At 70.0% G+C, this 20,282-nt stretch carries 27 protein-coding genes; 11 read left to right on the top strand and 16 right to left on the bottom strand.

The features are described from left to right. The first annotated feature begins 32 nt into the window (after positions 1-32). Positions 33-173, top strand: a complete 141-nt coding sequence (locus ACQEVU_RS21930) for a hypothetical protein (RefSeq protein WP_433326347.1) — start codon at positions 33-35, stop codon at positions 171-173. A 34-nt stretch (positions 174-207) separates the two neighbouring features. On the opposite strand, the gene ACQEVU_RS21925 is transcribed toward ACQEVU_RS21930, so the two are convergent. Genes ACQEVU_RS21925 through ACQEVU_RS21915 form a run of 3 tightly spaced genes read right to left on the bottom strand, consistent with a single transcriptional unit; the run spans position 208 to position 2,293 of the window. Further along, a complete protein-coding gene (locus ACQEVU_RS21925) occupies positions 208-756 on the bottom strand; it encodes a GerMN domain-containing protein (protein ID WP_433326345.1) in 549 nt (182 codons plus the stop codon). Between the two features lie 20 nt (positions 757-776). Further along, positions 777-2,132: an ATP-binding protein gene (locus ACQEVU_RS21920; protein WP_433326343.1), complete on the bottom strand. Its 1,356-nt coding sequence runs from the start codon at positions 2,130-2,132 to the stop codon at positions 777-779. Further along, positions 2,129-2,293, bottom strand: coding sequence for a hypothetical protein (locus ACQEVU_RS21915; protein WP_433326341.1), 165 nt, complete (start codon positions 2,291-2,293; stop codon positions 2,129-2,131). Before ACQEVU_RS21915 ends, ACQEVU_RS21920 begins: the two co-directional genes overlap by 4 nt. A gap of 192 nt (positions 2,294-2,485) precedes the next feature. Here ACQEVU_RS21915 and ACQEVU_RS21910 point away from each other — a divergent pair, with 192 nt between their 5' ends. Continuing rightward, the gene (locus ACQEVU_RS21910; protein ID WP_433326339.1) at positions 2,486-3,010 is read left to right on the top strand and encodes a MarR family winged helix-turn-helix transcriptional regulator; all 525 of its coding nucleotides are present in this window, start codon (positions 2,486-2,488) and stop codon (positions 3,008-3,010) included. Positions 3,011-3,020: 10 nt separating this feature from the next. Here ACQEVU_RS21910 and ACQEVU_RS21905 read toward each other — a convergent pair whose 3' ends face one another. Then, positions 3,021-4,775 carry a chloride channel protein gene (locus ACQEVU_RS21905; protein ID WP_433326337.1) on the bottom strand — a complete coding sequence of 585 codons (1,755 nt, stop codon included), beginning with the start codon at positions 4,773-4,775 and terminating at the stop codon, positions 3,021-3,023. 88 nt (positions 4,776-4,863) lie between these two features. Here ACQEVU_RS21905 and ACQEVU_RS21900 point away from each other — a divergent pair, with 88 nt between their 5' ends. Further along, positions 4,864-5,067: a hypothetical protein gene (locus tag ACQEVU_RS21900; protein WP_433326335.1), complete on the top strand. Its 204-nt coding sequence runs from the start codon at positions 4,864-4,866 to the stop codon at positions 5,065-5,067. A gap of 37 nt (positions 5,068-5,104) precedes the next feature. Here the strand turns inward: ACQEVU_RS21900 and ACQEVU_RS21895 are convergent, their stop codons facing one another. Continuing rightward, positions 5,105-5,236 (bottom strand): hypothetical protein, encoded by a 132-nt coding sequence (locus ACQEVU_RS21895; protein ID WP_433326333.1) that lies wholly within the window; start codon positions 5,234-5,236, stop codon positions 5,105-5,107. 254 nt (positions 5,237-5,490) lie between these two features. On the opposite strand from ACQEVU_RS21895, the gene ACQEVU_RS21890 reads away from it, so the two are divergent. Further along, on the top strand, positions 5,491-6,873 hold the full coding sequence (locus ACQEVU_RS21890; RefSeq protein ID WP_433326331.1) for a protein kinase domain-containing protein: 1,383 nt from the start codon (positions 5,491-5,493) through the stop codon (positions 6,871-6,873). Between the two features lie 371 nt (positions 6,874-7,244). After that, complete coding sequence (locus ACQEVU_RS21885; protein ID WP_433326329.1) at positions 7,245-7,754, top strand: MarR family winged helix-turn-helix transcriptional regulator; 510 nt, start codon at positions 7,245-7,247, stop codon at positions 7,752-7,754. Between the two features lie 72 nt (positions 7,755-7,826). Here the strand turns inward: ACQEVU_RS21885 and ACQEVU_RS21880 are convergent, their stop codons facing one another. Next, a complete protein-coding gene (locus ACQEVU_RS21880; protein ID WP_433326327.1) occupies positions 7,827-8,036 on the bottom strand; it encodes a hypothetical protein in 210 nt (69 codons plus the stop codon). A 254-nt stretch (positions 8,037-8,290) separates the two neighbouring features. Here ACQEVU_RS21880 and ACQEVU_RS21875 point away from each other — a divergent pair, with 254 nt between their 5' ends. After that, positions 8,291-8,719 carry an STAS domain-containing protein gene (locus ACQEVU_RS21875; RefSeq protein ID WP_433326325.1) on the top strand — a complete coding sequence of 143 codons (429 nt, stop codon included), beginning with the start codon at positions 8,291-8,293 and terminating at the stop codon, positions 8,717-8,719. 30 nt (positions 8,720-8,749) lie between these two features. On the opposite strand, the gene ACQEVU_RS21870 is transcribed toward ACQEVU_RS21875, so the two are convergent. From ACQEVU_RS21870 to ACQEVU_RS21850, 5 genes are all read right to left on the bottom strand, one after another. Continuing rightward, positions 8,750-8,983 carry a hypothetical protein gene (locus ACQEVU_RS21870; protein WP_433326323.1) on the bottom strand — a complete coding sequence of 78 codons (234 nt, stop codon included), beginning with the start codon at positions 8,981-8,983 and terminating at the stop codon, positions 8,750-8,752. Between the two features lie 238 nt (positions 8,984-9,221). Next, a complete protein-coding gene (locus ACQEVU_RS21865) occupies positions 9,222-9,575 on the bottom strand; it encodes an STAS domain-containing protein (RefSeq protein WP_433326321.1) in 354 nt (117 codons plus the stop codon). A gap of 138 nt (positions 9,576-9,713) precedes the next feature. Further along, a complete protein-coding gene (locus ACQEVU_RS21860) occupies positions 9,714-9,959 on the bottom strand; it encodes a hypothetical protein (RefSeq protein ID WP_433326319.1) in 246 nt (81 codons plus the stop codon). A gap of 217 nt (positions 9,960-10,176) precedes the next feature. Continuing rightward, positions 10,177-10,788, bottom strand: a complete 612-nt coding sequence (locus ACQEVU_RS21855) for an STAS domain-containing protein (RefSeq protein ID WP_433326317.1) — start codon at positions 10,786-10,788, stop codon at positions 10,177-10,179. 137 nt (positions 10,789-10,925) lie between these two features. Beyond that, positions 10,926-11,360 carry a sodium:calcium antiporter gene (locus ACQEVU_RS21850; RefSeq protein ID WP_433326315.1) on the bottom strand — a complete coding sequence of 145 codons (435 nt, stop codon included), beginning with the start codon at positions 11,358-11,360 and terminating at the stop codon, positions 10,926-10,928. Between ACQEVU_RS21850 and ACQEVU_RS21845 the strand changes: the two genes are divergently transcribed. Next, the gene (locus tag ACQEVU_RS21845; protein WP_433326313.1) at positions 11,359-12,639 is read left to right on the top strand and encodes an ABC transporter permease; all 1,281 of its coding nucleotides are present in this window, start codon (positions 11,359-11,361) and stop codon (positions 12,637-12,639) included. The genes ACQEVU_RS21850 and ACQEVU_RS21845 overlap by 2 nt on opposite strands. 18 nt (positions 12,640-12,657) lie before the next feature. On the opposite strand, the gene ACQEVU_RS21840 is transcribed toward ACQEVU_RS21845, so the two are convergent. After that, positions 12,658-12,954, bottom strand: coding sequence for a PucR family transcriptional regulator (locus ACQEVU_RS21840; protein WP_433326311.1), 297 nt, complete (start codon positions 12,952-12,954; stop codon positions 12,658-12,660). Between the two features lie 713 nt (positions 12,955-13,667). Here ACQEVU_RS21840 and ACQEVU_RS21835 point away from each other — a divergent pair. Then, the gene (locus ACQEVU_RS21835) at positions 13,668-14,456 is read left to right on the top strand and encodes an OBAP family protein (RefSeq protein ID WP_433326309.1); all 789 of its coding nucleotides are present in this window, start codon (positions 13,668-13,670) and stop codon (positions 14,454-14,456) included. A 347-nt stretch (positions 14,457-14,803) separates the two neighbouring features. Beyond that, positions 14,804-15,340, top strand: a complete 537-nt coding sequence (locus ACQEVU_RS21830; RefSeq protein WP_433326307.1) for a MarR family transcriptional regulator — start codon at positions 14,804-14,806, stop codon at positions 15,338-15,340. A 25-nt stretch (positions 15,341-15,365) separates the two neighbouring features. Here the strand turns inward: ACQEVU_RS21830 and ACQEVU_RS21825 are convergent, their stop codons facing one another. The 3 genes from ACQEVU_RS21825 to ACQEVU_RS21815 all read right to left on the bottom strand — a co-directional run bounded on the left by ACQEVU_RS21825 (position 15,366) and on the right by ACQEVU_RS21815 (position 17,564). After that, on the bottom strand, positions 15,366-15,905 hold the full coding sequence (locus tag ACQEVU_RS21825) for a DUF421 domain-containing protein (RefSeq protein ID WP_433326305.1): 540 nt from the start codon (positions 15,903-15,905) through the stop codon (positions 15,366-15,368). A gap of 419 nt (positions 15,906-16,324) precedes the next feature. Then, entirely contained in the window at positions 16,325-16,777 is a 453-nt protein-coding gene (locus ACQEVU_RS21820; protein WP_433326303.1) for a VOC family protein, read from the bottom strand. A gap of 325 nt (positions 16,778-17,102) precedes the next feature. After that, entirely contained in the window at positions 17,103-17,564 is a 462-nt protein-coding gene (locus tag ACQEVU_RS21815) for a MarR family winged helix-turn-helix transcriptional regulator (protein WP_433326301.1), read from the bottom strand. A gap of 135 nt (positions 17,565-17,699) precedes the next feature. Here ACQEVU_RS21815 and ACQEVU_RS21810 point away from each other — a divergent pair, with 135 nt between their 5' ends. Beyond that, positions 17,700-18,557: an NAD(P)H-binding protein gene (locus ACQEVU_RS21810; protein ID WP_433326299.1), complete on the top strand. Its 858-nt coding sequence runs from the start codon at positions 17,700-17,702 to the stop codon at positions 18,555-18,557. Between the two features lie 406 nt (positions 18,558-18,963). Next, positions 18,964-19,263: a hypothetical protein gene (locus tag ACQEVU_RS21805; protein WP_433326297.1), complete on the top strand. Its 300-nt coding sequence runs from the start codon at positions 18,964-18,966 to the stop codon at positions 19,261-19,263. Positions 19,264-19,425: 162 nt separating this feature from the next. Here the strand turns inward: ACQEVU_RS21805 and ACQEVU_RS21800 are convergent, their stop codons facing one another. Continuing rightward, positions 19,426-19,995 (bottom strand): dihydrofolate reductase family protein, encoded by a 570-nt coding sequence (locus ACQEVU_RS21800; protein WP_433326295.1) that lies wholly within the window; start codon positions 19,993-19,995, stop codon positions 19,426-19,428. Positions 19,996-20,282 lie beyond the last annotated feature (287 nt).

Below are 20,282 nucleotides of genomic sequence, written 5' to 3'. Positions count from 1 at the left end.
CGGACGAGAGCCGCGACCGGCTCCAGCAGTACGTGGACCAGCATCCGAGGTCGGCCGCCGGCCTGGGCTGGATGCCGGGCATCGCCGACCTGACAACCGGCACCGCCCTGCCGCCCGACGTCGCCGCGCGCCTGCCGCTCGTGACGTTCCGATACACGGCCGAACCCACCTGACTCCCAGGTTGTGCCAGATCGCGATCCCCGGTGGTCAGGACGGCAAGACGAGCTCGGCGTAGTCGGCGCTGGTGAGCTGCCCGTCGGCCAGCGAGGCGTCGGCGCGTGGGACGCGCAACGGCTGCCCGTCATGCAGGAACGCTACGGCGTCCACGTCGGCGCGGCTCGTGAGCGTGCACACGATCTGTCCGTAGGCCAAGACCTCGTCGCTGCGCCCGGCGACGTCGGAGCGGTCACCGACCTCGACCGCCGCCGTCGCGCCGTGCAGCGTCACGCCGATCACCGTGATGCCCGTCAGGGCACCGACATATCCGTCGTCGCGTTCTCGTGCCGTCGGGCCGGACAACAGATGCTGCATCTGATCGTCGATCGCCGGTAGCTGCTCAGCCGCTCGACGGACGGCGACCAGGCGGGCGTTGCGCACCAGATACAGCAGCTCGACCGGTTCCCCGGGCGCCGGGCTGGCCGTTCTGGCCCCGGTCGTGGCGCTCGGCCGGCCGTCGGCCACGGCGATCGGCTGCGGGCTTCGTTCGCTCGGGACGCCGCACCCCGCCACCGTCATCAACAGCGCCAACGCAGTCACGCATGCTCTGGTCCGGAAGATCACGGCAGCCCGCCTCCCAGTTCGACTCGGAACCGTGCGCCGCCGCCCGGTCGGTCTAGCACGACCGCACGGCCCCCGTGCGCGGCCGCGTACTGCGAGACCAGCGCCAGCCCCAGGCCGGTGCCGCCGTCGCCGGTGCGGGCTCGGGCCGCCCGGCCGCGAACGAATCGATCGAAGATGACGGCCTTGTCGTCCGGGCTCACGCCCGGGCCTTCGTCGTCGACCTCGATGTACCACCGCTCGGCGCTGCCGCCGATACGGACCACCGTCGCGCCACCGCCGTACCGCGCAGCGTTGTCAAGGAGGTTGCCGATGATCTGCTCGACCCGTCGGCCGTCGACCAGCCAGCGGCTCGGCGAGCCGTCGACGACGGTCACGACGTCGGGCGACAGGTTGCGCGCCTGGCAGGCCCGTTGCGCGACGTGCAGGACGTCGACGTCGCTGCGTTGGGCCGGTTGGTCGCTTCGGGCCAGTTCGAGCAGATCGTCGATGAGCGACTGGAATCGTTCGACCTCCTCGACGATCAGCCGCACGGCCGTGCCCGTCCGCTCATCGAGCGCGTCCTGTCGCCGGGTGAGCACGCTCGCCGACGCGGCCAGCGTCTGCAGCGGCGAGCGCAGCTCGTGACTGACATCAGCGGCGAACCGCCGGTCCTGTTCCGCCCGTTTGGCGAGCCGGTCCACCATGTCGTTGAACGACGTGGCGAGCTGGAGCAGATCGGGTTCGACGGCCGGGTCGAGGCGCGTCGACAGGTCACCGGCGGCGATGTTCTGCGCCGCCCCCGCAACGGATCGCAGCGGCCGCGCCACATACCGGGCCGCGTACCAGCCGAGACCGGCGCCAGCGGCAGCGGTCAGCGCCGCCACGACCGTCAGGACCCAGCTCAGCACCCGCAGCGTCTGGTCCAGTTCGCGCAGCAGATCGACCTCGTACAGCGCGGTCGACTCCGTCAGCGGCACACCTACGACAATCGCGGGGACGCCATTGACGCGGACGCGTTGCTTTCCGGCCTGGCCGTGGCGGACGAGCTGCTGCAAGCTCTCCGGCACCGCCTGCGTGGCGCCGTCGTCCGCGGCCCGGCCGAACCAGCCGCCGTCGCGGTACAACATCGCCCGACGATTGCCGCCGGTGTTGAGCGAGCTGAGCAGCTCCACCACGTCCGCCCGGTCGGACAGCACGCCCTCCCGCAGGATCCGGGCATCGAACGACACTGTACGGACCGACACTCGCTCGCGGCCTTCCAGCAGGGACCGGCGGGTCGCCTGGTACGTCGCGAAGGCCATCGACGCCGAGAGCACCAACGCGCCGACGGCGAACCCGCCGACGACCCGCGTCTGAAGCCCGGCCCGTCTCATCGCTGCAGCTTGTAGCCCATGCCACGGACCGTGACCAGCCGCCGCGGCGCCCGCGGGCCGTCCTCGATCTTCAGCCGGGCCGGCCGGCCCCGCAGCGTCTCGTGGACCGCGGCAAGCAGGCTCGGCACAGTTGCGGCGTCGAGCTCGCCGCGCACGATCACGCCCGTCCATGAGCGGATCCGCCGCGTGGAGCATTTGTCACTGATTGTCGACCGGAATCCTTCACTCCCGTGACGGTTGCGGGTCACGCGACGGCGAGATTGCACGGCGAGGAGCTCGGCATGCGGCACTGCCGGTGGCCGCCTGATGCGCGGCGCTTCGCCTGGGCAGTTCCCACACTCTAGGGTTGTCGCATGGCAAACGATGCACGAGCTATGGACGCCGGGATCGACGCCGCTGAGGCGGTCGAGGCGCTGCTGGCGGCCAGCCGTGCACTGGTCGGCATCGCCGCCCGGTCCCTTGCCGACATCGACCCTGACGTCACGCTCCCGCAGTACCGGGCCCTCGTCGTGCTCGCCGCCCGCGGACCCCAGCGCGTCGCCGACATCTCCGCCGAGCTTCAGGTCGCCGCGTCCACCGGCACCCGCATGTGCGAGCGGCTCGTGCGCAAAGGCCTCGCCCGCCGCTCCCGGCCGTCTTCCGACCGGCGCGTGGTCCGCCTCACCCTCACCGCAGCCGGCCGACGGCTCGTCCAGCGGGTCACCGCCAGCCGGCGCAAGCAGCTCGCCGCCGTCGTCGCGGCCACCGCCGACATGTGGCATCCCGCCGTCGCGCCCGCCCTGCGCGCCTTCGCCGCCGCGTCCGGAGAGGTGCCCGAGGACGAATGGTGGCTCGGCTTCCCGTCCGTCGACGACGAAGCCGAGCCGATCGAAGCCTGACGCGTCGCACTCAGCTGCCCGCCGGCACCGCCTGACGGTCCCGCCCCGCCGTGACCGCGGCAAGGATGTCCCGGTGGGTGACCCATCCGACGAGCGCGTCGTCCCGCTCCACCGGCACCCCCACGCCACCGGCGCGGACCACCGCGTCCAAGGCCTCGTCGAGCGACTGGCCGGCCCGCAGTACCGGAACGCTGGCGGCCAGGTCACCGGCCGTCAGATCCGCCGAAGCATCGCGCACCGCTCGCTCAACCTCGACGGCGGGCACCACGCCGCGCAGCCGGCCCTGCTCATCGACCACCGGCAGCGCGTCGTACCGCCCATCGGTGAACCGCTCGACGACCTCGGCCAACCGCGCATCGGCCGCGAGCGCAACCGGCAGCGCTCCGGCAATCGCCTCGACCGTCGGCGCCGGCGCTTGCACGGCATCGCGTCCCAGGTCGACCCCGCGCCGGTGCAGCTTGCGTGTGTAGATGGTGTCGGCCGACAACAGCCGCGACGCACCCGCGGCGAGCGCCACCGCGACCATGAGCGGCAGCACGACCGAGTACTCCCCGGTCAGCTCGAACACCATGACCACCGCGGTGATCGGCGTCCGGGCGGCGCCGGCGAACACCGCCCCCATGCCGACCAAGGCGTATGCCCCCGCGGACGCGACGTGGCCGGGCATCGCGGCATGCGCGGCATCGCCGACAGCGGCGCCCAGCATCGCGCCGACGAACAGGCTCGGGCCGAACACGCCACCGGAGCCGCCGATACCGATCGTCAGACTCGCCGCCACCATCTTGCCGACCAGCAGCACGAGCAGGAACAGCACCGAGTAGCCGCCGACCACCGCACGGTCCAGCACCGGGTATCCGACGCCGTACAGCTGCGGCACAGCCAGCAGCACGCCGCCGAGCAGCACGCCGCCCACCGCGGGGCGCAGCCATTCCGGGCCCTGCCAGCACCGGTCGCAGACATCCTCCACGAGGTACAGGATCCGGCTGAAGCCCACCCCGACGACCGCGGCGACGAGACCGAGGCCCGCGTACCACAGATACTCGATCGGCGACGTCACATGGAACGCAGGAAGCGCGAGAAACGGGTGGTCACCGATCAGCGCCCGGCTGATCGCGCTGGACGTCACCGACGCGAGTACTACGGCGGCAAAGGACTCGACGGCGAAGTCGGCCAGGATCAGCTCGAGGGCGAAGAAGACCGCCGCGATCGGCGCGTTGAACGTCGCCGACACCGCGCCGGCCGCCCCCGCCGCGACCAACAGGCGCAGCCGGGAGTCCGGCAGCCGGACCAGCTGGCCGAGGGCGGAGGCCAGCGCGGACCCGACCTGCACGATCGGCCCCTCCCGCCCGACCGACCCTCCCCCGCCGATGCACAGGGCACTGGCCAGCGACTTCACCACGGCCACCCGCGGGCGGATCCGGCCGCCATGGGCCGTCACCGCGTACATGACTTCAGGCACACCGTGGCCGCGGGCCTCGCGCGCCCCGAGGTGGATCAACGGCCCATACAGCAGGCCCGCCACCACGGGCGCCGCCACGACGAACCAGCGACCGGCCCACGGCAGCCACCCGTGCGCAGACCCGGCGTGACCTGCGTAGTCCGTCCATCCGCTGAACAACCGCGTCGCGGCGGCGACGAGCCAGCGGAAGCCGACCGCGCCGAGGCTCGCCCCGGCCCCCACGACGACCGCAAGCACCAGCAGGCCGGCCGAGCCGCCCCGCAACCGGTCCCACACCACGAGGCGACGCTCGTTTGGCACACGCACTGATAGCTGCATACAGCAATCATTGCAGTACGGAGGCATGTGCGGGACGCACTGAACGTTGTATGTGTGCAATAATACGCTTATGCCAATGGACGTGGAGCCGCCGACGATCGCCTCTCACGCCTTCGCCATTCGGCCGGCGCTGCTGACCCTGACGATCGGCGGCACAACCATTGCGACGTCGTGCTGGCTCGGTTGGGACGTCGCCGCACTGCTCGCTGCCGAGGCGGCCACCGGCATCGGGCTGGCCGTGGCGGTCGGCGAGCCCGACGACGACATCTCGTCGATCTAGGTGCCGCTCCCGTTGACCGGCCCGCCGCGGGGCGCTGTCACATGGGCCAGTACCAGGCCAGGCGGCGTTCGGCCACGTTCGGGTCGACGTCGCGGGTGTCGACCTGGATCTGGTACGCGTCGGCACGGAGCCCACCGACGCGGGTGAGTTCGCCACGGATGATGCGCACGCTGTCATCGGTCTGCTCCTCTCGTCATACGGAAGGTTTCGCGCTGGGACGACGGGGTCTCTGCGCACCCCATGACGAGGTCGTGACGCCGGCCGTTCGTACTGTTGCACTTCGGCAACATTTCGCGGGCGCCCGTCCGCCGACATGACGGTCCTGTGTCAATGCCGTTCGGGCAGCGTCTCGGGCTGGGCAGGCGGGAATGCGACTGGATAGCGTCTGCAGAAAAGACGTCCGGCGTGGAGAAGGGAAGCACGATGGCAACGGTGGCCCGGCGTTACCGGCTCATGAGCCAGGCCGGCACCGGCGGGATGGCCGAGGTATGGCGGGCCGTCGACACCCGGCTCGAGCGCACCGTGGCCGTGAAGCTGCTCCTGCCCGACCTCGCCGGGTCCGCGCAGGCCCGTGAGCGTGCCGTGGCGGAGGCGCGCGCGGTCGCCCGGATCAACCACCCGAACGTCGCCGCGGTCTTCGACGCCGGCGATCGCGCCCGCGGGCTGCACAAACCGGCGCCCTACCTGGTCATGGAGTTCGTCGACGGCGAGACGCTCGACCGCCGGTTGGCCGGACCGAGATCATTGGACTGGCTGGATGCCGCCCGCATCGCGGTGCAGGTCGCCGACGCGCTCGCCGCGGCGCATCTGCACCGCGTGGTCCACCGTGACATCAAGCCGGGCAACATCATGCTCACCCCCGCCGGGGTCAAGGTCATCGACTTCGGGCTCGCCGCGATCCTCAGCGCCGTCCCGACCGGGCCGGCCGGCGTCCTACTCGGCACGCCCGAGTACATGGCGCCGGAGCAGCTGCGCGGCGAGGCGGTGACGGCGGCGACCGACATGTATGCGTTCGGGCTCGTGCTGTACCGCATGCTCACCGGCGCACTGCCATGGACCGCACCAACCCGCCACGCGATCATGCGGGAGCGCCGAACCTGGCGGACGCTGCGCCTGCCGCCGATGTCCGGCGTTCCCGCCGCGGTGGTCGCGGTGGTGGACGCGTGTCTCGCCGAGGAGCCGGACACCCGACCTTCGAGCCGGACCGTGGCGGCGGCCCTGCGGTCCGCCATGTCGGGGTGTGCGGCCGCACCGGACCGCCCGGTCGCGATCGAACCGGTGGCTACGCCGTACCGTCCGCAGCGGCCCGAGCATCCCTGCACCATTCCGTGGCGATCCCAGCCCGCGCGTCCCTGGCGGCGCCGCGCGGCGCTCGTCACCGCAGCCGCGCTCATCGGCGCCGGTGGCTGGGTCCGGCCACTGTGGTCGACGGCGGCGGCGAGCGCCGGCGGCGAACACACCGGTTCAACCCAGGGATGCGCGGTGCGGTACATCGGGCATCGCACCGCGGCTGGCTTCACCGCCGACGTCACCGTCACCGCGGACGAGCCGGCGTCATGGACACTGCAGTTCGCCGCACCGCCGGGCCAGCAGGTCACCCAGGTGCCCGGCTCCACATGGCGCCAGACCGGCTCGGTCGTCACCGTCGCGGGGAACGAGCCGTTCACCGCCGACGCGCCGGCCCGGATCGAGCTCCGCGGCGTGCTGGAACGGTCTGACGCCGGCTTCCCGACGGCCTTCACGCTCGACGGGGTCTCCTGTCAGCGCGCCGTGTCCATCTACACCGTCGCCGCGGCGGACAGCTGACCGGACCCCCATCCGCCGGCTGGGCGACGTCCTGTACCCCACCGACCGACCGGGCTCAGGCGAACGCGAGATAGCGCAGCCATAGGTACGGCATGCAGACGGCGACCGTGACGCCGGCGACGATCAGGCCGCAGCGGGTGAACTGCCAGAAGCTGATCTTCGTGCCGGCGCGCTCGGCAAGGCCGAGGATGACGACGTTCGCGGAGGCGCCGACCGCGGTGGCGTTGCCGCCGAGGTCGGCGCCGAGCTTCGCACCTCGGCCGGGCGCGGAGATGACGGTCTCATGTCACGCTGCCGCCAGGCGGGCGTAGAGACAGCCCGTGAGATGCGAGGCCCGCGACCGGGCCGGCGACGCATGCGAGGATGGAGCGGTGCCCGAGACAGACGATGAGGCGCTCGTCAGCGCACTATTGGCCGTGAGCCGGACCATGGTGGCACTCACGGCACGCAACCTCGCCGAACTCGACGTGGACGTCACGCTGCCCCAGTACCGCGCGCTGGTGATCTTGGCCGGCGAGCCGCGGCGCAGCACCGACCTCGCCGCCGAACTCCGGGTCGCGGCGTCGACGCTCACCCGAATGTCCAACCGCCTGTGCCAGAAAGGGCTCGTACACCGGTTCCAGCGGGACGGGAACCGGCGCACAATCTGGCTCGGCCTCACCCCCGCCGGCCGGGACACCGTCGGCGCCGTCATGGAGGCGCGGCGCGGCGAGATACACCGGATCGTGCAGGAGGCCGCCCTGGTCGCCTCGGGCCGGACGTTGAATCTCCTGCACCGTTTCGTCCTGGCCGCCGGCGAGCTGCCGGACGACGAATGGTGGCAGCAGTGGCAGCGGTCCGCCGACGAGGCACCCAGACCGACAAGGCGGCGAGCGGGCTGACGGTCGGCATTGCCGAAACGGTATCCCCGGAATCCCCAGCGGCGCACGAAGACTGGCCGCCGACCCGGCCGGCTACCAGGCCTCGAGCGCCGATTGCGCCATGCAACGGGGGCAGCCGTGAGGCCCGCGCTGCGAGCGTTCGCCGATCCAGCCGTAGCGCCTGACGACACTCCACGCCAGGTCCCACCTGCGCAAGGTCGCCCCCAGATGCTCGACGACGGCACCACAGCCGTCGCAGACGAGCCGGAAGTCGCCCCCATCGGACTCCTGCAATACCGTCATGGCCAGACCTCCTGCCGTCAATCGTCACATCCGGTGCACCACACCCATCCCGCGGACGTATGACGATCGCGCGACATCCCACGAACGTTACATAGACCAACGGTTGCGTCATGGCAAATGTTGCGTTTCGCCCATCGTCGCCGCTGACCAGGGTTCGATCCCAGGCGTCATATGACTGTCATTGAACCGTCCCAGGGGCTCCACAAGCCGGATTCACGGTGGAGGTACGACAGTCGTCGACGAACGGAGGACTCATGCCGGCCACCGACATGCCAGCGGTGCCATTCGTTGAGGTAGTCGTGGTGGGCGCGTTGGATGCCGCCGCGATTCCCCGTATGCGGGTCCAGCTCGAGGACGCCGCCGCGCTCAGGCCGGTGCACATGGTCGTCGATCTGGCCGACTGCCCGAGGCTCGACGCAGCCGGCATCGACCTGCTGGTCAGCGTGCACCGTGCGGTGTGGAGCTCGGGTGGCCGGCTGACATTGCGCGGCATGTCGTCGCGGCTGTACCGGCTGCTGGCACTCGCGCGAGTTGATCGCGTATTGCAGACCGCACCGACTCCGGCCGGTTACGAGCCGAGGCATCGATCGCCCGGAACGTCCGGGCGTACCGAGGCCGCCGGCACGGAATGTAGCCAGCGCGACGACGAGGTGCGTTGGTGGGAGACCGCCGCGACCGGCTGACCGCCGATCGGCCGCGCGGACCCAGCGAAATCAGGCATCCCACTGCTGATCCTCCTCGGCGACGAGCGCCGGCCCGCCGTCGCCGGCGTAGACGACCTCCGCCCCGTAGCGCGATGCGATGACCTCGCTGAACGCCCGGGCGTACTGCTCGTAGAGGTCCCGGCCGCCGTCGGCGAACCGCAGCAGATTCAGCATCACCACCGGTGCGTCCGGATCGGCGTCCAGGAACATGGCGAGATCACTCCCGCGCGGATCGACAGCCATGCCAACTCCTTCCGCAGACGACCGGCACAGTATATGCACTATCCATGCACAATATTCTGGTCAACATCGCAACGACCGCATCGCCTCCCCGAAACCGGCGGCCGACCGGTCGAGATAATCGTGGCCACGATCCGCGTCAACGGCCACGGACGGCGCGGCGGCCAGGAGCGAAGGCGGCAGGCGACGGGGTGGCGATGATGGACGCCGGGCGAAGGCCCATCATCGCCGGTACGGGGACTCATCCGGACGACGCGGCCCGGTGTCTCGGATGATGGCCGACTGCGGCGTCCGCGATCTGCAGCACGCGGTCGACTCGCGCGAGGGTCAGCAGCCGGGACAGCCGCGCCGACACACCACGCAACGTCAGCCGTCCCCCGTCGGCCCATAGGCGCCGGTGTACCTCGACGAGCACGTCGATTCCGGCGGTGTCGAGGCTGTCGCAGGCGGTCAGGTCGACGACCATGTGGGCAGGACGTGTGGCGGCGGCGTCGTCCGCCAGGGTTCGCCACCGGTCCACGGTGGCGGCAGTTAACGCCCCGGTGACGAGGACCTCGATCGGAGACGTTGCCGCTTCGCCAGCGGTCCCTCGCATGCCACCTCCTCGTGGTCTGCCGCTCGCTCAACGGTGCGACGTCGTTGTGGTGACCACCCGGCGGCGCCGTGAGAGTTCGATGACGCCCGGTCCGTCACTGGTCGACGCCTCGGTGCGATGCACGGCCCGCTGGAGGAATCACTGTCCGGTCGAAAGGGCGGCGGTGGTCCGTTCTCGCGCCAATGGCTGAGCGTCCTGCAGGAGGCACCGCGGGCATCGGTGCGGTCCATCCGCCGCGCCGGAGCCGACCCAGCCGTGCCGCTTGAAGAATATCCAAGCCAGATCCCAGTTGTGCAGGTTCGCGCCGAGACGTCCGACGATGAGACCGCATCCGTCGCATACGAGACTGAAGTCCTCGCCGTCATCCGCCTGCATCACGGTCATGTCCGTCCTTCACGCCAACTCGGCCGTCGGGCGCACCGGTACCGATGCAGCACCACTCACCCGCGAAAATTGTATTCATACAAGCGACGAGTCTGGGCGACGCCCATGACCACTGTTGTGCGCCATGATGGCAAACGCATGACAATCCCGACCGACATGACGGGCCCACATCTCACCCGGCAAACGGTGGTCAAGGCCCCGAGGGCGTCCGGGACGGTCACGACGGCACGGGATGACCGGCGCGCAGCCACTCGAGGGCGGTGACCTGATCCGCATGCGTCGGCAGGACGTCATCCAGACAGAGCAGCCTCAGCGCCGCGGCCACCGCAGCGGGCGCGCCGACGAGACAGGTACGGCCACCCCGTTCGGCGGCGCAGTGCGCCGCCCGCACCAGCACGTCGACCGTTGCCGATGTCAGCCGGCGAACCCGGCTGACATCGACCATGAGATGCGCGCACCGCCCCGGATCGCCGCTGAGCATGTCCCAGAGCCGGGCGTCGTCGGCACACAGCAGATCACCGCGCAGGTACACCGCCCGGACGTCGGACAGCAGTTGTGTCACCACGCGAGACGACCCTCGACCGGCCGGCGTCAACGACGGCACGTCGAGAGTCCGGGCAACGACGCCGGTCAGTACAGTCGGCGGTCCGCAGCGGCCGCAGGCGTGCGGTCCGACGGCGAGATCGCTGCCTTGCCACCCGTCGACGCTGAACAATTGCCAGGCCACGTCCCACGAGCCCGTTGAGGCCGCCAGGTTACCGACGACGGAGCCGCAGGCATCGCACACCAGACTGAAGTCGGTGCCATCGCGGCTGAGCAACGCGGTCATGAAAGCATCAATGCAACCGTGAGCATCATGCAACGATCTGGCATCCGTACGACGGTGGATGCAAGGCATCATCACGGTTTCGTGACTACTCCAGCTACGTCAGGGACGGCCGGCCGCCCGGTTCACGGCAGCTCGGCTCAGCGGATGAGCGGCAGCGTGAGCGCGTACATCACGAGAAGCGCCAACGCCTCGGCGCGGCTGACCCGGTAGTGTCGATACAGCACCAGCCACGACAGCAACGAGACAGCGACCATGGCGGCCAGCACGGGGTAGCCGAGCCGGGCCGCCTCTCCACGACCGAAGAGCCCTACCAGGGCACCTCCGGCGACACTGTTGAACAGGTTGCTGCCGAGGAGGTTGCCGACGAGCAGGTCGCCGTTGCCGCGGCGCTGGGCCTGCACCGCGGTGACCAGCTCGGGCAGCGACGTGCCGAGCGCGACGACGGTGAAGCCGATCACCGCCGGCGCGACGCCGAGGCGTTGCGCCACGCCCGAGGCGCCGGCGGTCAGCAGCTGCGCTCCGGCGAGCGTGCCGACCAGCCCGCTGCAGGGCATCGCGCTGGTCACCGGCATGACGCGACGCGAGGAGGAGTCGGGCCGGCTCGAGACGGTCCTCGGCGGGCGGATCGCCCGGCACCAGCCCGCGCTGGCCGCGCTCACCGTCGCGACCGCGGGAATCTTCGTCACCGCCGTGCTCTTCGCGACCGGACTGGCCCTCGCGGGAGTGCCGGCGTCGGGGGCGGTCCTCTACTCGGCGGCGCTCGGCACACTGGCGTTCGTGTTCGCCGGACTCGCCGCCCAGCTCGCACAGATCGCGCTGCATGCCCGCGCTGTCTACACCTGGAGCCTGATCGGACTGGCCGCCGCTTATGTGCTGCGTGGCGTCGGCGACACGACCAACACCTGGCTCGCCTGGCTCTCGCCCCTCGGTTGGGCGGAGAAGACCTCCCCCTTCGCCGCCCAGCGGTGGTGGGTGCTCGCCATCCCCGTCGCCGCCGGCATCGCCTCGGGCGCCACGGCGACGTGGCTGGCCGCACGCCGTGACGTCGGCAGCGCGCTGCTGCGGGGCGGCACAGGACCTACGCGAGCAACCACACGACGGCGATCGGCGCTCGGCTTCGCGGCCTGGATCCACCGCCCGGCCATCGCGGGCTGGCTGGCGGGCGGCGCGCTGCTCACTGCCATGATGGGCGCACTCGCCCGGCAGTTCATCGACACGATGGCGGGCAACCCGGCACTCGCCGAAACCATGGGCATCGGCGACGGCCGCCCGCTGGACGGCTTCGTCGCCGCCGCGCAGCTCTACGTAGCCGTCATCGGGGCCGGATACGTCATTCAGGCGATCGGCACGCTGCGGTCGGAGGAGGCCGCCGGCCGTCTCGAGACCCGTCTCGCGGGCACCCTGCCGCGCGTCGGCTGGCTGGCCGCCCACGGCAGCGTCGTCATCGCCGGACTCGCACTGACCGTCGTCGTCCCGTCCTTGATCCTGGCGACGGCGACCATGTGGTCGGTCGGCGACGCCGACGAGTTCGGCGCCATCCTCGCGTCCGGACTGGCCTACCTGCCGGCCGAACTGGTGTTCGCGGGTCTCGCGCTGGCTCTGTTCGGCCTGTGGCCGCGGGGATTCGGACTGGCCTGGGCCGGGTACGCCGCGGCGACCTTCATCGCGTTTCTCGGCCCAGGCCTGAACCTCCGGCACTGGTTGCTCGACGTCGCCCCGACCACGCATGTCGGGAACCCACCAGTGGGATCGGTAAATGCCGGCCGCCTGACACTGCTCGGTGTGATCGCGTTCGTACTCGCGCTGGTCGGATGCGTCGCATTTCGCCGTCGGGACATACCGCGGACCTGACGTATGCCGCGCGACGCGTCAGCCGGGCGGCGGCCAACCCAGCAGCTGGGCGCCGAGCACGGCCGTGTGCAGCGTGAAGCGTTGCGTCGGCGCGCTTGTGTGGTAGCCGGTCAGGTCGCGGATACGCTCGAGGCGGTACGCGACGGCGCGCACGGACAGATGCATCTGCCGGGCGGTGGCGGTGTGGTTGCCCTGGTTGCCGAAGAGCGCGCTCAGCGTCTCCAGGTACGGCCGGGCGCCTCCGCGGGCCGCGGTGAGCGGACCGAGGACGGTGGTGACCAGGCCCGTGATGGCATCGCGATCGCGCAGCAGCACCGGGAAGACGAGACACGAGGAACGCCCAGGCCCCCAAAGAACCGGAGGCAACCTCCCGATTTACCCGGCTCATGCCGCTCCGGCGTCAGGTCGTACACCACAGTGCCCAGTGCGCGAACAGGCGGGGCGACCGTTGCCGGACCCACTGTAGCCAGGCCCGTGCTTGGGCTTCGCTGTGTCTGAGTCGTTTGTACTTCCCTCGCCCAGCGCATGAGATGACGATCGACGCGCACGCCGCAGCGTTCCCCAGCACCGTCGCTGGCGGCTCGACCTAGCGCGGGCCACTCGCCGGAGACGATACTGCTTTGCGCCGCCGGGCGCGCATGTATAGCCCCAACCAACCCGTCCGATCACCGGCCCGTGTGCGGTCGGTTGTACGCGCCTGCCTAGCGTGTCGCTTCTAGAAGGATCCGACATTGCCGTTCACCGTAAGCCATCCGGCCGCGATCATCCGCCCGCCGGGCTTCCGTTCCTTGTCTCGGCCCTGGCCGCCCTCGCCCTTGCGCCCGACGTACCGTACTTCGTCCCGCTTGTGGGTGACAGGGCCGACAGCCTCCGGAGGCGCCGGGGCATACATCTGACGCTCACCGTGCGAGCCGCCCGGGAGACCTTTGTGGGTCATCCGGACGCGCCGGGTCGGCCGCCAACCCAGCAGGCCGACCCCTGACGCGAGAGGTCGGTTAGCTGGACAGGTGTCGGGTATCCCTAGGAAGATGGCGAAGAAGATCCGGTTACAGAAGCCCGCAACCGGCTCGGCAAAGGGCATCGGCATCGGCATCGCGGCGGGTGTAGCGGCGGGAGGGGCCGTTCTGCTGAGCCGTAAGGTCATGGCCACTGCCAAGATCGGCAAAGGTCACGCTCTCAAACACCGGGTGCTCGACATTGCCGCAGGTGCGATGCAACCGAAGTATCCGTTGCAGGCGATGAGCACCTATCTCAACGGTTTCCACATGTACGCCGACGACATGGGCCGCCAGGTCGAGGCAAGCCACTTCTGCATTCACCGACAACACGACCTGCACCAGTGCGTCATTTTCGATCGGAACGCCGCCGATGCCCGCTTGATCGGGATTGAGTACATCATCAGTGAAGAACGCTTCCGCGACCTGCCTGCGGAGGAGAAACGGCTATGGCACAGCCACCACTACGAGGTGAAGGCGGGGATCCTGGCCGCTCCTGGGATTCCTGAACTTGCGGAGCATGCCTACTTCGCAGACCTGGTCACTACGTACGGCAAGACCTTCCACACCTGGCAATACGACCGCGACGACTTCCCCTACGGTATCCCGCAGCTCATGATGGGCCTGACCGAAGACGGCCAGGCCCGCGAAGAGCTCATCCACGAACGCGACCGCCGGCTCGGCATTTCCACGGCGCACAAGCGGAACAACCGGTCCAATATCCCCATGCCGAACGTGATAGCCGGCGCGAACCCTTGGGAGAGCGGCCGCACCGTCCAGACCCAGCTGCAGGAACTCGACTTCAAAAGCCACAAATCTTGAAAGGCCGCCCGGCGGCACATCCGGTGTCGGCGAACGATGCGCCAGTCCATTCGGCAGCCGGCCGGCGAGGAGTGTCAGCGGTTGAGGACAGCGCGGGTGTACAGCACGTCGAAGCCCCGCCGCTGCACGTTGCGCTGGGACGGCGCGGCTGCGCGGTGACGGCGGCCACTTCGGCGCCGGCAGCGGCGGGTCGGGCGGCCATCAGGGCGCCCTCCACGTCGCGGCGGGGAAGTTGGGGCGCGGTCCCCACGCTGAACGTCGCGATTCCATCCCGGGCGTACATACTCGCGCCGTCGGCCGGCACGCCGTCGACGAGTGCAAGATAGCGGCCGGCGTCGGAGGCCGCGATGTCCGCTCGGCGCCGGCGACGATCTGGCGCGGGTAGCGATAGCCTTGCACGGCAGAGACCCGCCCTGGCGAGGAGCCAAGTCGATGAACGAGCGCCCGCTGCGCCGAGCGGCTGGCCTGGCAGGCGAACGACCCGAGCCGGGCAGCGCCCTGGCCGACACCATCGCCTGGCTGCGGCGCGCGTTGCGTGTGTGGCCCGCGTGGCCGATCCGAGCAACCAGCTGTCGGTTGCGCAGCTTGAGCTGCTCGTTTGCCTCGCCGAGCACCCCGGCGCTCAGCCGGGTCAGCTCACCAGGCTGCTCAACCTGCGGACAAACACCGTCACCACGCTCGTGAACGCCCTGACCGGGCTCGGCATAGTCAGGCAGTTGCCAGGGGGCGCCGGCGACCGCAGGACGGTCGAGCTCGGCATTACCGGCGACGGGTTCCGCGCCGTGCAGCCTGGCAAGCGACCAACAGCGCCGTGCTCAACCTCGCCGTGTCCACCCTGCCCGCTGGCCGGCGCAACACCCTCACCCGCGCACCGCCGCCCTTGACACCGATCGACCGCGGTCGCGTTGTTTAGGACGGGTGGGGTAGGCGATCGGTGATGTCACGCAGGACTTCGCTGTCGGCGGGCGTCGTCTGGCCTCCGTGGCGCACGACCGACAGCTGTCCGCGTTGCTCCAGGATGACGTAGCGCACGTCCTTCAGACCATGTACGCCGTGTCGGCGTAGCAGGCCGTACAGATCACGCCGGGTCAGGCCGCCGCGCCGGAGGTTCGCGTCGTTCAGCCGCCCGTCAACGACGAGCAGCAGCGGCTCGCGATCGATCAGCCGTGCCAGCAAGGGCATGAAGCGCAACCGCGAGATGATCCGGTGCGCGACGAGCACCGTGACCAGGGTTGTCGCGCCGGCCAGATAGCCGGCGTCGCTGGCATTCGGTACCCGGCCGACAATGGCGCCGACCGCTATGGCCGCGACGAAATCGAAGCCTGACATCTCGGCCAGCGTGCGGCGCTCACCGAGGCGGAAGCCCACGATCGCGGTGACATAGAGCAGCAGTGCTTTCAGCGCTACCACACCCAACGCTCCGACCGGGCCGAAAACACCTGATGACATTGCCGCTCCTCTCATCCGCGCCGGGCGACTCGGCTACCCGGTCCCGATCGGGGCGAAACCCTCTTCCGCGTTGACGGCGGCTGCTGGGCAAGCCCCCGTGGCCCTGTCGGTGCCCCAAACCTGGCGACACCCCAGCCCACCCGGCACGGCTCGGCGCTGGCGGTGGTGACGCCGTTACCGAACGTGGCTCAATCTGCCGCGACCGGATCGCCGTGTTGGCGTGGCGCCCTGGTGTTGGCGGATCCGCCGGTCGTGACTTCGACGGCGCGCCTTGGCGGCGCGTCGGTCCCAGCCATCGGCGCTGCGCCGGGCGGAAGGCACACTCCGGCGTCGGCATTGACACTTCGCATCAGAGCTGGCCAGACCGCAGGCCATGCCGACGTACGCGATCCCGCGTCGCATTCGAAGGGCCGGCCCAATCAGCGTGGGAACGGACCCAGAGGTGACTTGTCGCCTACGGACCACTTGTGACCGAACGGGTCCGTGAAGCCACCTTGACGGTGCGTCCCCCAGGGCACGTGGTGATCCTCGATCCCCGGTCCGGCGATCGCGCCCGCGGCCACGGCGCGCTCGATGAAGGTGTCGGGATCATCGCCGAACACCTCGATGCGGGTGCTTGTGACCCCCGCCTGGCCCGGACTGGTCTCTGTGGGGTTCTCGGGATTGACCTCATGGAGGAAGAAGGCTGCGCCTCTGACCTCAAGGCCGGCCACGCCACCAAGGTTCCACAGCTCCGTCGCGCCCAGCGCAGCCCTGTACCAGGCGACCGCCGCGTCAGCATCCGGGACGATCAGCATCACAGAGATCACCGATGGCGAAGCGGACACCGTGTCGCCGGACGGCACGGAACGATCTCTCAGTTCCTCGGTCATACCCACAGCATGCCCGATGTCACCAGCAGCGTCTCCCCAGTCCAGCCCACGGCCAGACTCCACCAGCCCCGAAGACGAGCAGCTCGCGAAGCGTCAGTGCCGACCAAACCTTTGCTGAGATCACTTCATTGAGGGGGTTGGTAAATCTCTGCCGTCCCACCGACCTCGATCCGCACGCGGCGCTGGACCAGCGAGGCCGTCGCGTCCCGGTGCCCATACCGTCGCAGGCAGAACCGACCTGGCTCGATCGGCACCCTGAGTTCGCCTACCACCAAACTCGGCCAGCCGCCGTTCGTCGCCCGGCACGCCCTCATCCCCAACGTGGTTATTCGACGGTCATGTCGTCGTGTCCCATCGGGGCGCCGCTGCTCAGCAGGGTGCTTGCCGACCGGTGGATCTTCGCGAGCGCGCTCATGAGGTGCTTGCGTTCCGTCGCCGTGAGGTCTTCGGTGATTTGCTCTTCCAGGAGCCGCCGTTCCGCCTCAATCGGCTCCTGTAACGCCCGTCCCGCGTCGGTAAGCCATAGCCGTACGAGCCGGTTGTCCCGCTCGTCGCGCCGTCGGGTGAGCAGCCCGGCCTCCGCCATCCGGGCGGCGAGCTTGGTCACGGCCGGAGTCGTGACGTTCGCCGCGGCGGCCACCTCGCCGGGGGTGCGGCCGTCCTGCTCCCACAGCGTCGCGAGCAGGTGGTCCTGGCCGAGGCGCAGCCCGTGGCGGCGCATCGCGGCGTCCGCGGCCGCTCGGAGCACCTTCGTCGTCTTGCTGTGCAGATCCAGCAGTTCGGGCACGGTGTGCCTCCGGTGGGGTGCGGGCCTGCCGGGGTCGGGCCGACGATGGCCGATTGACGGGCGATCGTTTACCGGTTAACGTTCGGCGCGAAAATACGTTAACCGGTAAACGACCTTCTGGAGTCCCTTATGCTAATGGTCATCGGTGCCACCGGACACATCGGCCGTGAACTCGTCCGCGAACTCGACGCGAGAGGCGCCGCCTTCCGCGTCCTGGCACGCGACCCCGCCCGCGCCGCCGGCCTGCCGGAACGTGTCGAGCGCGTCGTCGGCGACCTGGACACACCCGCGACGCTGGCGCCCGCCCTCGACGGCGTCGAGCGGTTGTTCCTGCTCGTACCCGGTATCGGCATCGACCACACCGCACATGCGATCGCCGCAGCGCAGGCGGCCGGCGTACGGCACATCGTCTACCTGTCCTCGTACGCCGTCATCGGCGACCCGATGCCCGCGATGGGACGCTGGCACCACGAACGCGAACAGCTGATCCGCGCCAGTGGCATCCCCGCGACGTTCCTACGGCCCTGCGGCTTCATGACCAACGCCTTCGACTGGTTGCCCACGCTCCGCGAGGCCGGCTACGTCCTCGACCCGATCGGCCCCGGCCGCGCCGCGCCCATCGATCCGGCCGACATCGCCGCGGTCGCCGCCGTCACACTGACCGAAGACGGCCACCAGGGCAAGGAGTACCTGCTGACCGGCGGCGAGGTATTCACCGTCGCGGAGCAAGTCCAGATCCTCGCCAAGGCCCTCGGCCGCGACATCGAGATACGGACAGTGGCCACGCCCGCCGAAGCGGTCCGTTTCCGTTACCCCCACGGAGCGCCGCCGGCTCTCGCCGACGCCCTCATCGAAGGGCTCAACCTGATGCGCGCGGACACCACCGGAGTATGCAGCGACGCCGTTCAACGCCTCCTCGGCCGCGAGCCACGGACCTTCGCCGACTGGTGCGCTCACAACGCTCATGCGTTCCCCGGGGCCGCCCCGGCCTGATCCAGATCCCGACAGCCGCGGGACCGACACCTCGACCCGTGCTTCGCACCGCTACGCATCCGGCCGCGACGATGATCGGCGCGACGTTCAGGCAGCCCGGGCAGCAGGTTGCGGGCGCCGACCTGCGCGGCGAGCTTCGCGCACTCCCAGCGCAGCACCGTGAGCTTCGGCGCAGCCGTCCTCGACGGGGCGTTCGACCAGGCTGACCACGCCGTTGGTGCGACGGAACAGGTTTTGGCATCGTCGCGCCTGTGGGGATGCCTGGGATGGCGTAGCACAGTCCGCGGGTATTCCTCGACGCTGGCCGAGTGCGGCGGTCTGCGTCTTCGCCGCGGGAGGATCGCGCCGGAATGCCTCGCACGAAACGCTGAGGCACACCCCGCGCGGGCCGGAGACAATGAGCGGCGTGCGTGTGCTGTTCACCGCGGTACCGGTCTACGGGCACCTGCTGCCGCTGCTACCCCTCGCCGAGGCCGCAGCCACGGCCGGCGACGAGACCGCCGTCCGCTTCGTGGACTTCGCGCCGATGGCGCAACTGCTCGCCACCGGCGTGACCACGGTCGTGGTTGTCCGGCATTCAGAATGCCGATGCACGGGGCGTTGTGGATGCCGATGTGGTGAGGCAGGAACGCCCCGCCGGTGGTGTTCTGGCGGGGCGTTCGTTGGTGCGGTGTCGCCGTTCGTGGGCAAGGTGCCGGGTTTCTAGTGCCACGTCAGGCAACGTTGGCCCTGTCCGCTACCGGCACCTCGGGGCGATGTCCCCTGTCGATATGTCCTCGCGTTCGGGGGCACGGCCAGCGCGGGGCAACGCGACCCCGAGCCGTCGTTCCGTCGCAAGGCAGCGGCCAACGTGCCAGGACACATCACGTCAAGCCGGAGCGCGCGTGGGTCGGTATCGCAGGGCGATCGCCCCCGACCGGAACGCATGGCGGTCCACGAGCTCGAGCTGGATGCGCTCGCGCAGACCGGCGAGCAACGTCGGCCCGTGTCCGGCAAGGACCGGCTGCACAAGGAACTCGTACTCGTCGATCAGTCCCAGATCCGCCAACGCCAGGGGAAGCGTCACGCCGCCCACCCACAGGCCCTCGCCTGGCTCCTGCTTGAGCCGCTGAACCGCTTGCCCCAAGTCGCCTCGCACCAGCTCGGCATTCCAATCGGCCCCGCTCAGCGTGCTCGACACGACGTACTTCTTCGCCCGGTCGATGGTCTCGGCGAACGGGATCTGCCACTCACCCATCCAGTCAGGCCACGTGCCCGTGGCCGGCTTCCGCCACGCCGACTCCATCATCTCGTAGGTCACCCGGCCGAACAGCAGGGCATCGGCTCGTTCCATCTCAGCGGTCCAGTAGCGCATCGACTCCTCGTCCGGCGGGAGCCCTGCCTCGTGATGGCAGCAGCCATCGAGCGTGACGTTGATCGAGTATCGAAGTGGTCTCATCTCGTTGCTCTCCCTTGATGCGGGCCCCGCGTTCACCAGTCCATATTGAGACGACTGCCGACGCCATTTCTCATCGGCGCCCCGATCGCACCTACTCAACACCGTCGTGATGCGAACCAGACCGCAGACCGAGCGCGCGACCCGATTCGGCGCTCGGGACGTTCAGGTTCGCGACCGGACGGCGCCCATAACGCTCGACTTCGATGCACGGTGTCACGCCGCCCTACCGCCGGCTCAGGGTCAGCCAGGCTCACCGACGCCCTCGCCACGGCCGTCACCGTCGGTCC

Source organism: Dactylosporangium sp. CA-139066, from assembly GCF_050936175.1.
Taxonomy (GTDB): Bacteria; Actinomycetota; Actinomycetes; order Mycobacteriales; family Micromonosporaceae; genus Dactylosporangium.
Note: the sequence above shows the minus strand (reverse complement) of the source record. Positions and strands in the feature narration are given on the sequence as shown.

Coding starts and splice junctions, on each gene's coding strand:
- ACQEVU_RS21910 (WP_433326339.1), top strand. CDS start 2,486: ATGGCAAACGATGCACGAGCTATGGACGCCGGGATCGACGCCGCTGAG.
- ACQEVU_RS21800 (WP_433326295.1), bottom strand. CDS start 19,995: ATGAGACCACTTCGATACTCGATCAACGTCACGCTCGATGGCTGCTGC.
- ACQEVU_RS21880 (WP_433326327.1), bottom strand. CDS start 8,036: ATGACGGTATTGCAGGAGTCCGATGGGGGCGACTTCCGGCTCGTCTGC.
- ACQEVU_RS21890 (WP_433326331.1), top strand. CDS start 5,491: ATGGCAACGGTGGCCCGGCGTTACCGGCTCATGAGCCAGGCCGGCACC.
- ACQEVU_RS21830 (WP_433326307.1), top strand. CDS start 14,804: ATGTCCGCTCGGCGCCGGCGACGATCTGGCGCGGGTAGCGATAGCCTT.
- ACQEVU_RS21875 (WP_433326325.1), top strand. CDS start 8,291: ATGCCGGCCACCGACATGCCAGCGGTGCCATTCGTTGAGGTAGTCGTG.
- ACQEVU_RS21920 (WP_433326343.1), bottom strand. CDS start 2,132: ATGAGACGGGCCGGGCTTCAGACGCGGGTCGTCGGCGGGTTCGCCGTC.
- ACQEVU_RS21855 (WP_433326317.1), bottom strand. CDS start 10,788: ATGACCGCGTTGCTCAGCCGCGATGGCACCGACTTCAGTCTGGTGTGC.
- ACQEVU_RS21835 (WP_433326309.1), top strand. CDS start 13,668: ATGGCGAAGAAGATCCGGTTACAGAAGCCCGCAACCGGCTCGGCAAAG.
- ACQEVU_RS21870 (WP_433326323.1), bottom strand. CDS start 8,983: ATGGCTGTCGATCCGCGCGGGAGTGATCTCGCCATGTTCCTGGACGCC.
- ACQEVU_RS21825 (WP_433326305.1), bottom strand. CDS start 15,905: ATGTCATCAGGTGTTTTCGGCCCGGTCGGAGCGTTGGGTGTGGTAGCG.
- ACQEVU_RS21820 (WP_433326303.1), bottom strand. CDS start 16,777: ATGACCGAGGAACTGAGAGATCGTTCCGTGCCGTCCGGCGACACGGTG.
- ACQEVU_RS21850 (WP_433326315.1), bottom strand. CDS start 11,360: ATGCCGGTGACCAGCGCGATGCCCTGCAGCGGGCTGGTCGGCACGCTC.
- ACQEVU_RS21810 (WP_433326299.1), top strand. CDS start 17,700: ATGGTCATCGGTGCCACCGGACACATCGGCCGTGAACTCGTCCGCGAA.
- ACQEVU_RS21900 (WP_433326335.1), top strand. CDS start 4,864: ATGGACGTGGAGCCGCCGACGATCGCCTCTCACGCCTTCGCCATTCGG.
- ACQEVU_RS21865 (WP_433326321.1), bottom strand. CDS start 9,575: ATGCGAGGGACCGCTGGCGAAGCGGCAACGTCTCCGATCGAGGTCCTC.
- ACQEVU_RS21860 (WP_433326319.1), bottom strand. CDS start 9,959: ATGACCGTGATGCAGGCGGATGACGGCGAGGACTTCAGTCTCGTATGC.
- ACQEVU_RS21845 (WP_433326313.1), top strand. CDS start 11,359: ATGACGCGACGCGAGGAGGAGTCGGGCCGGCTCGAGACGGTCCTCGGC.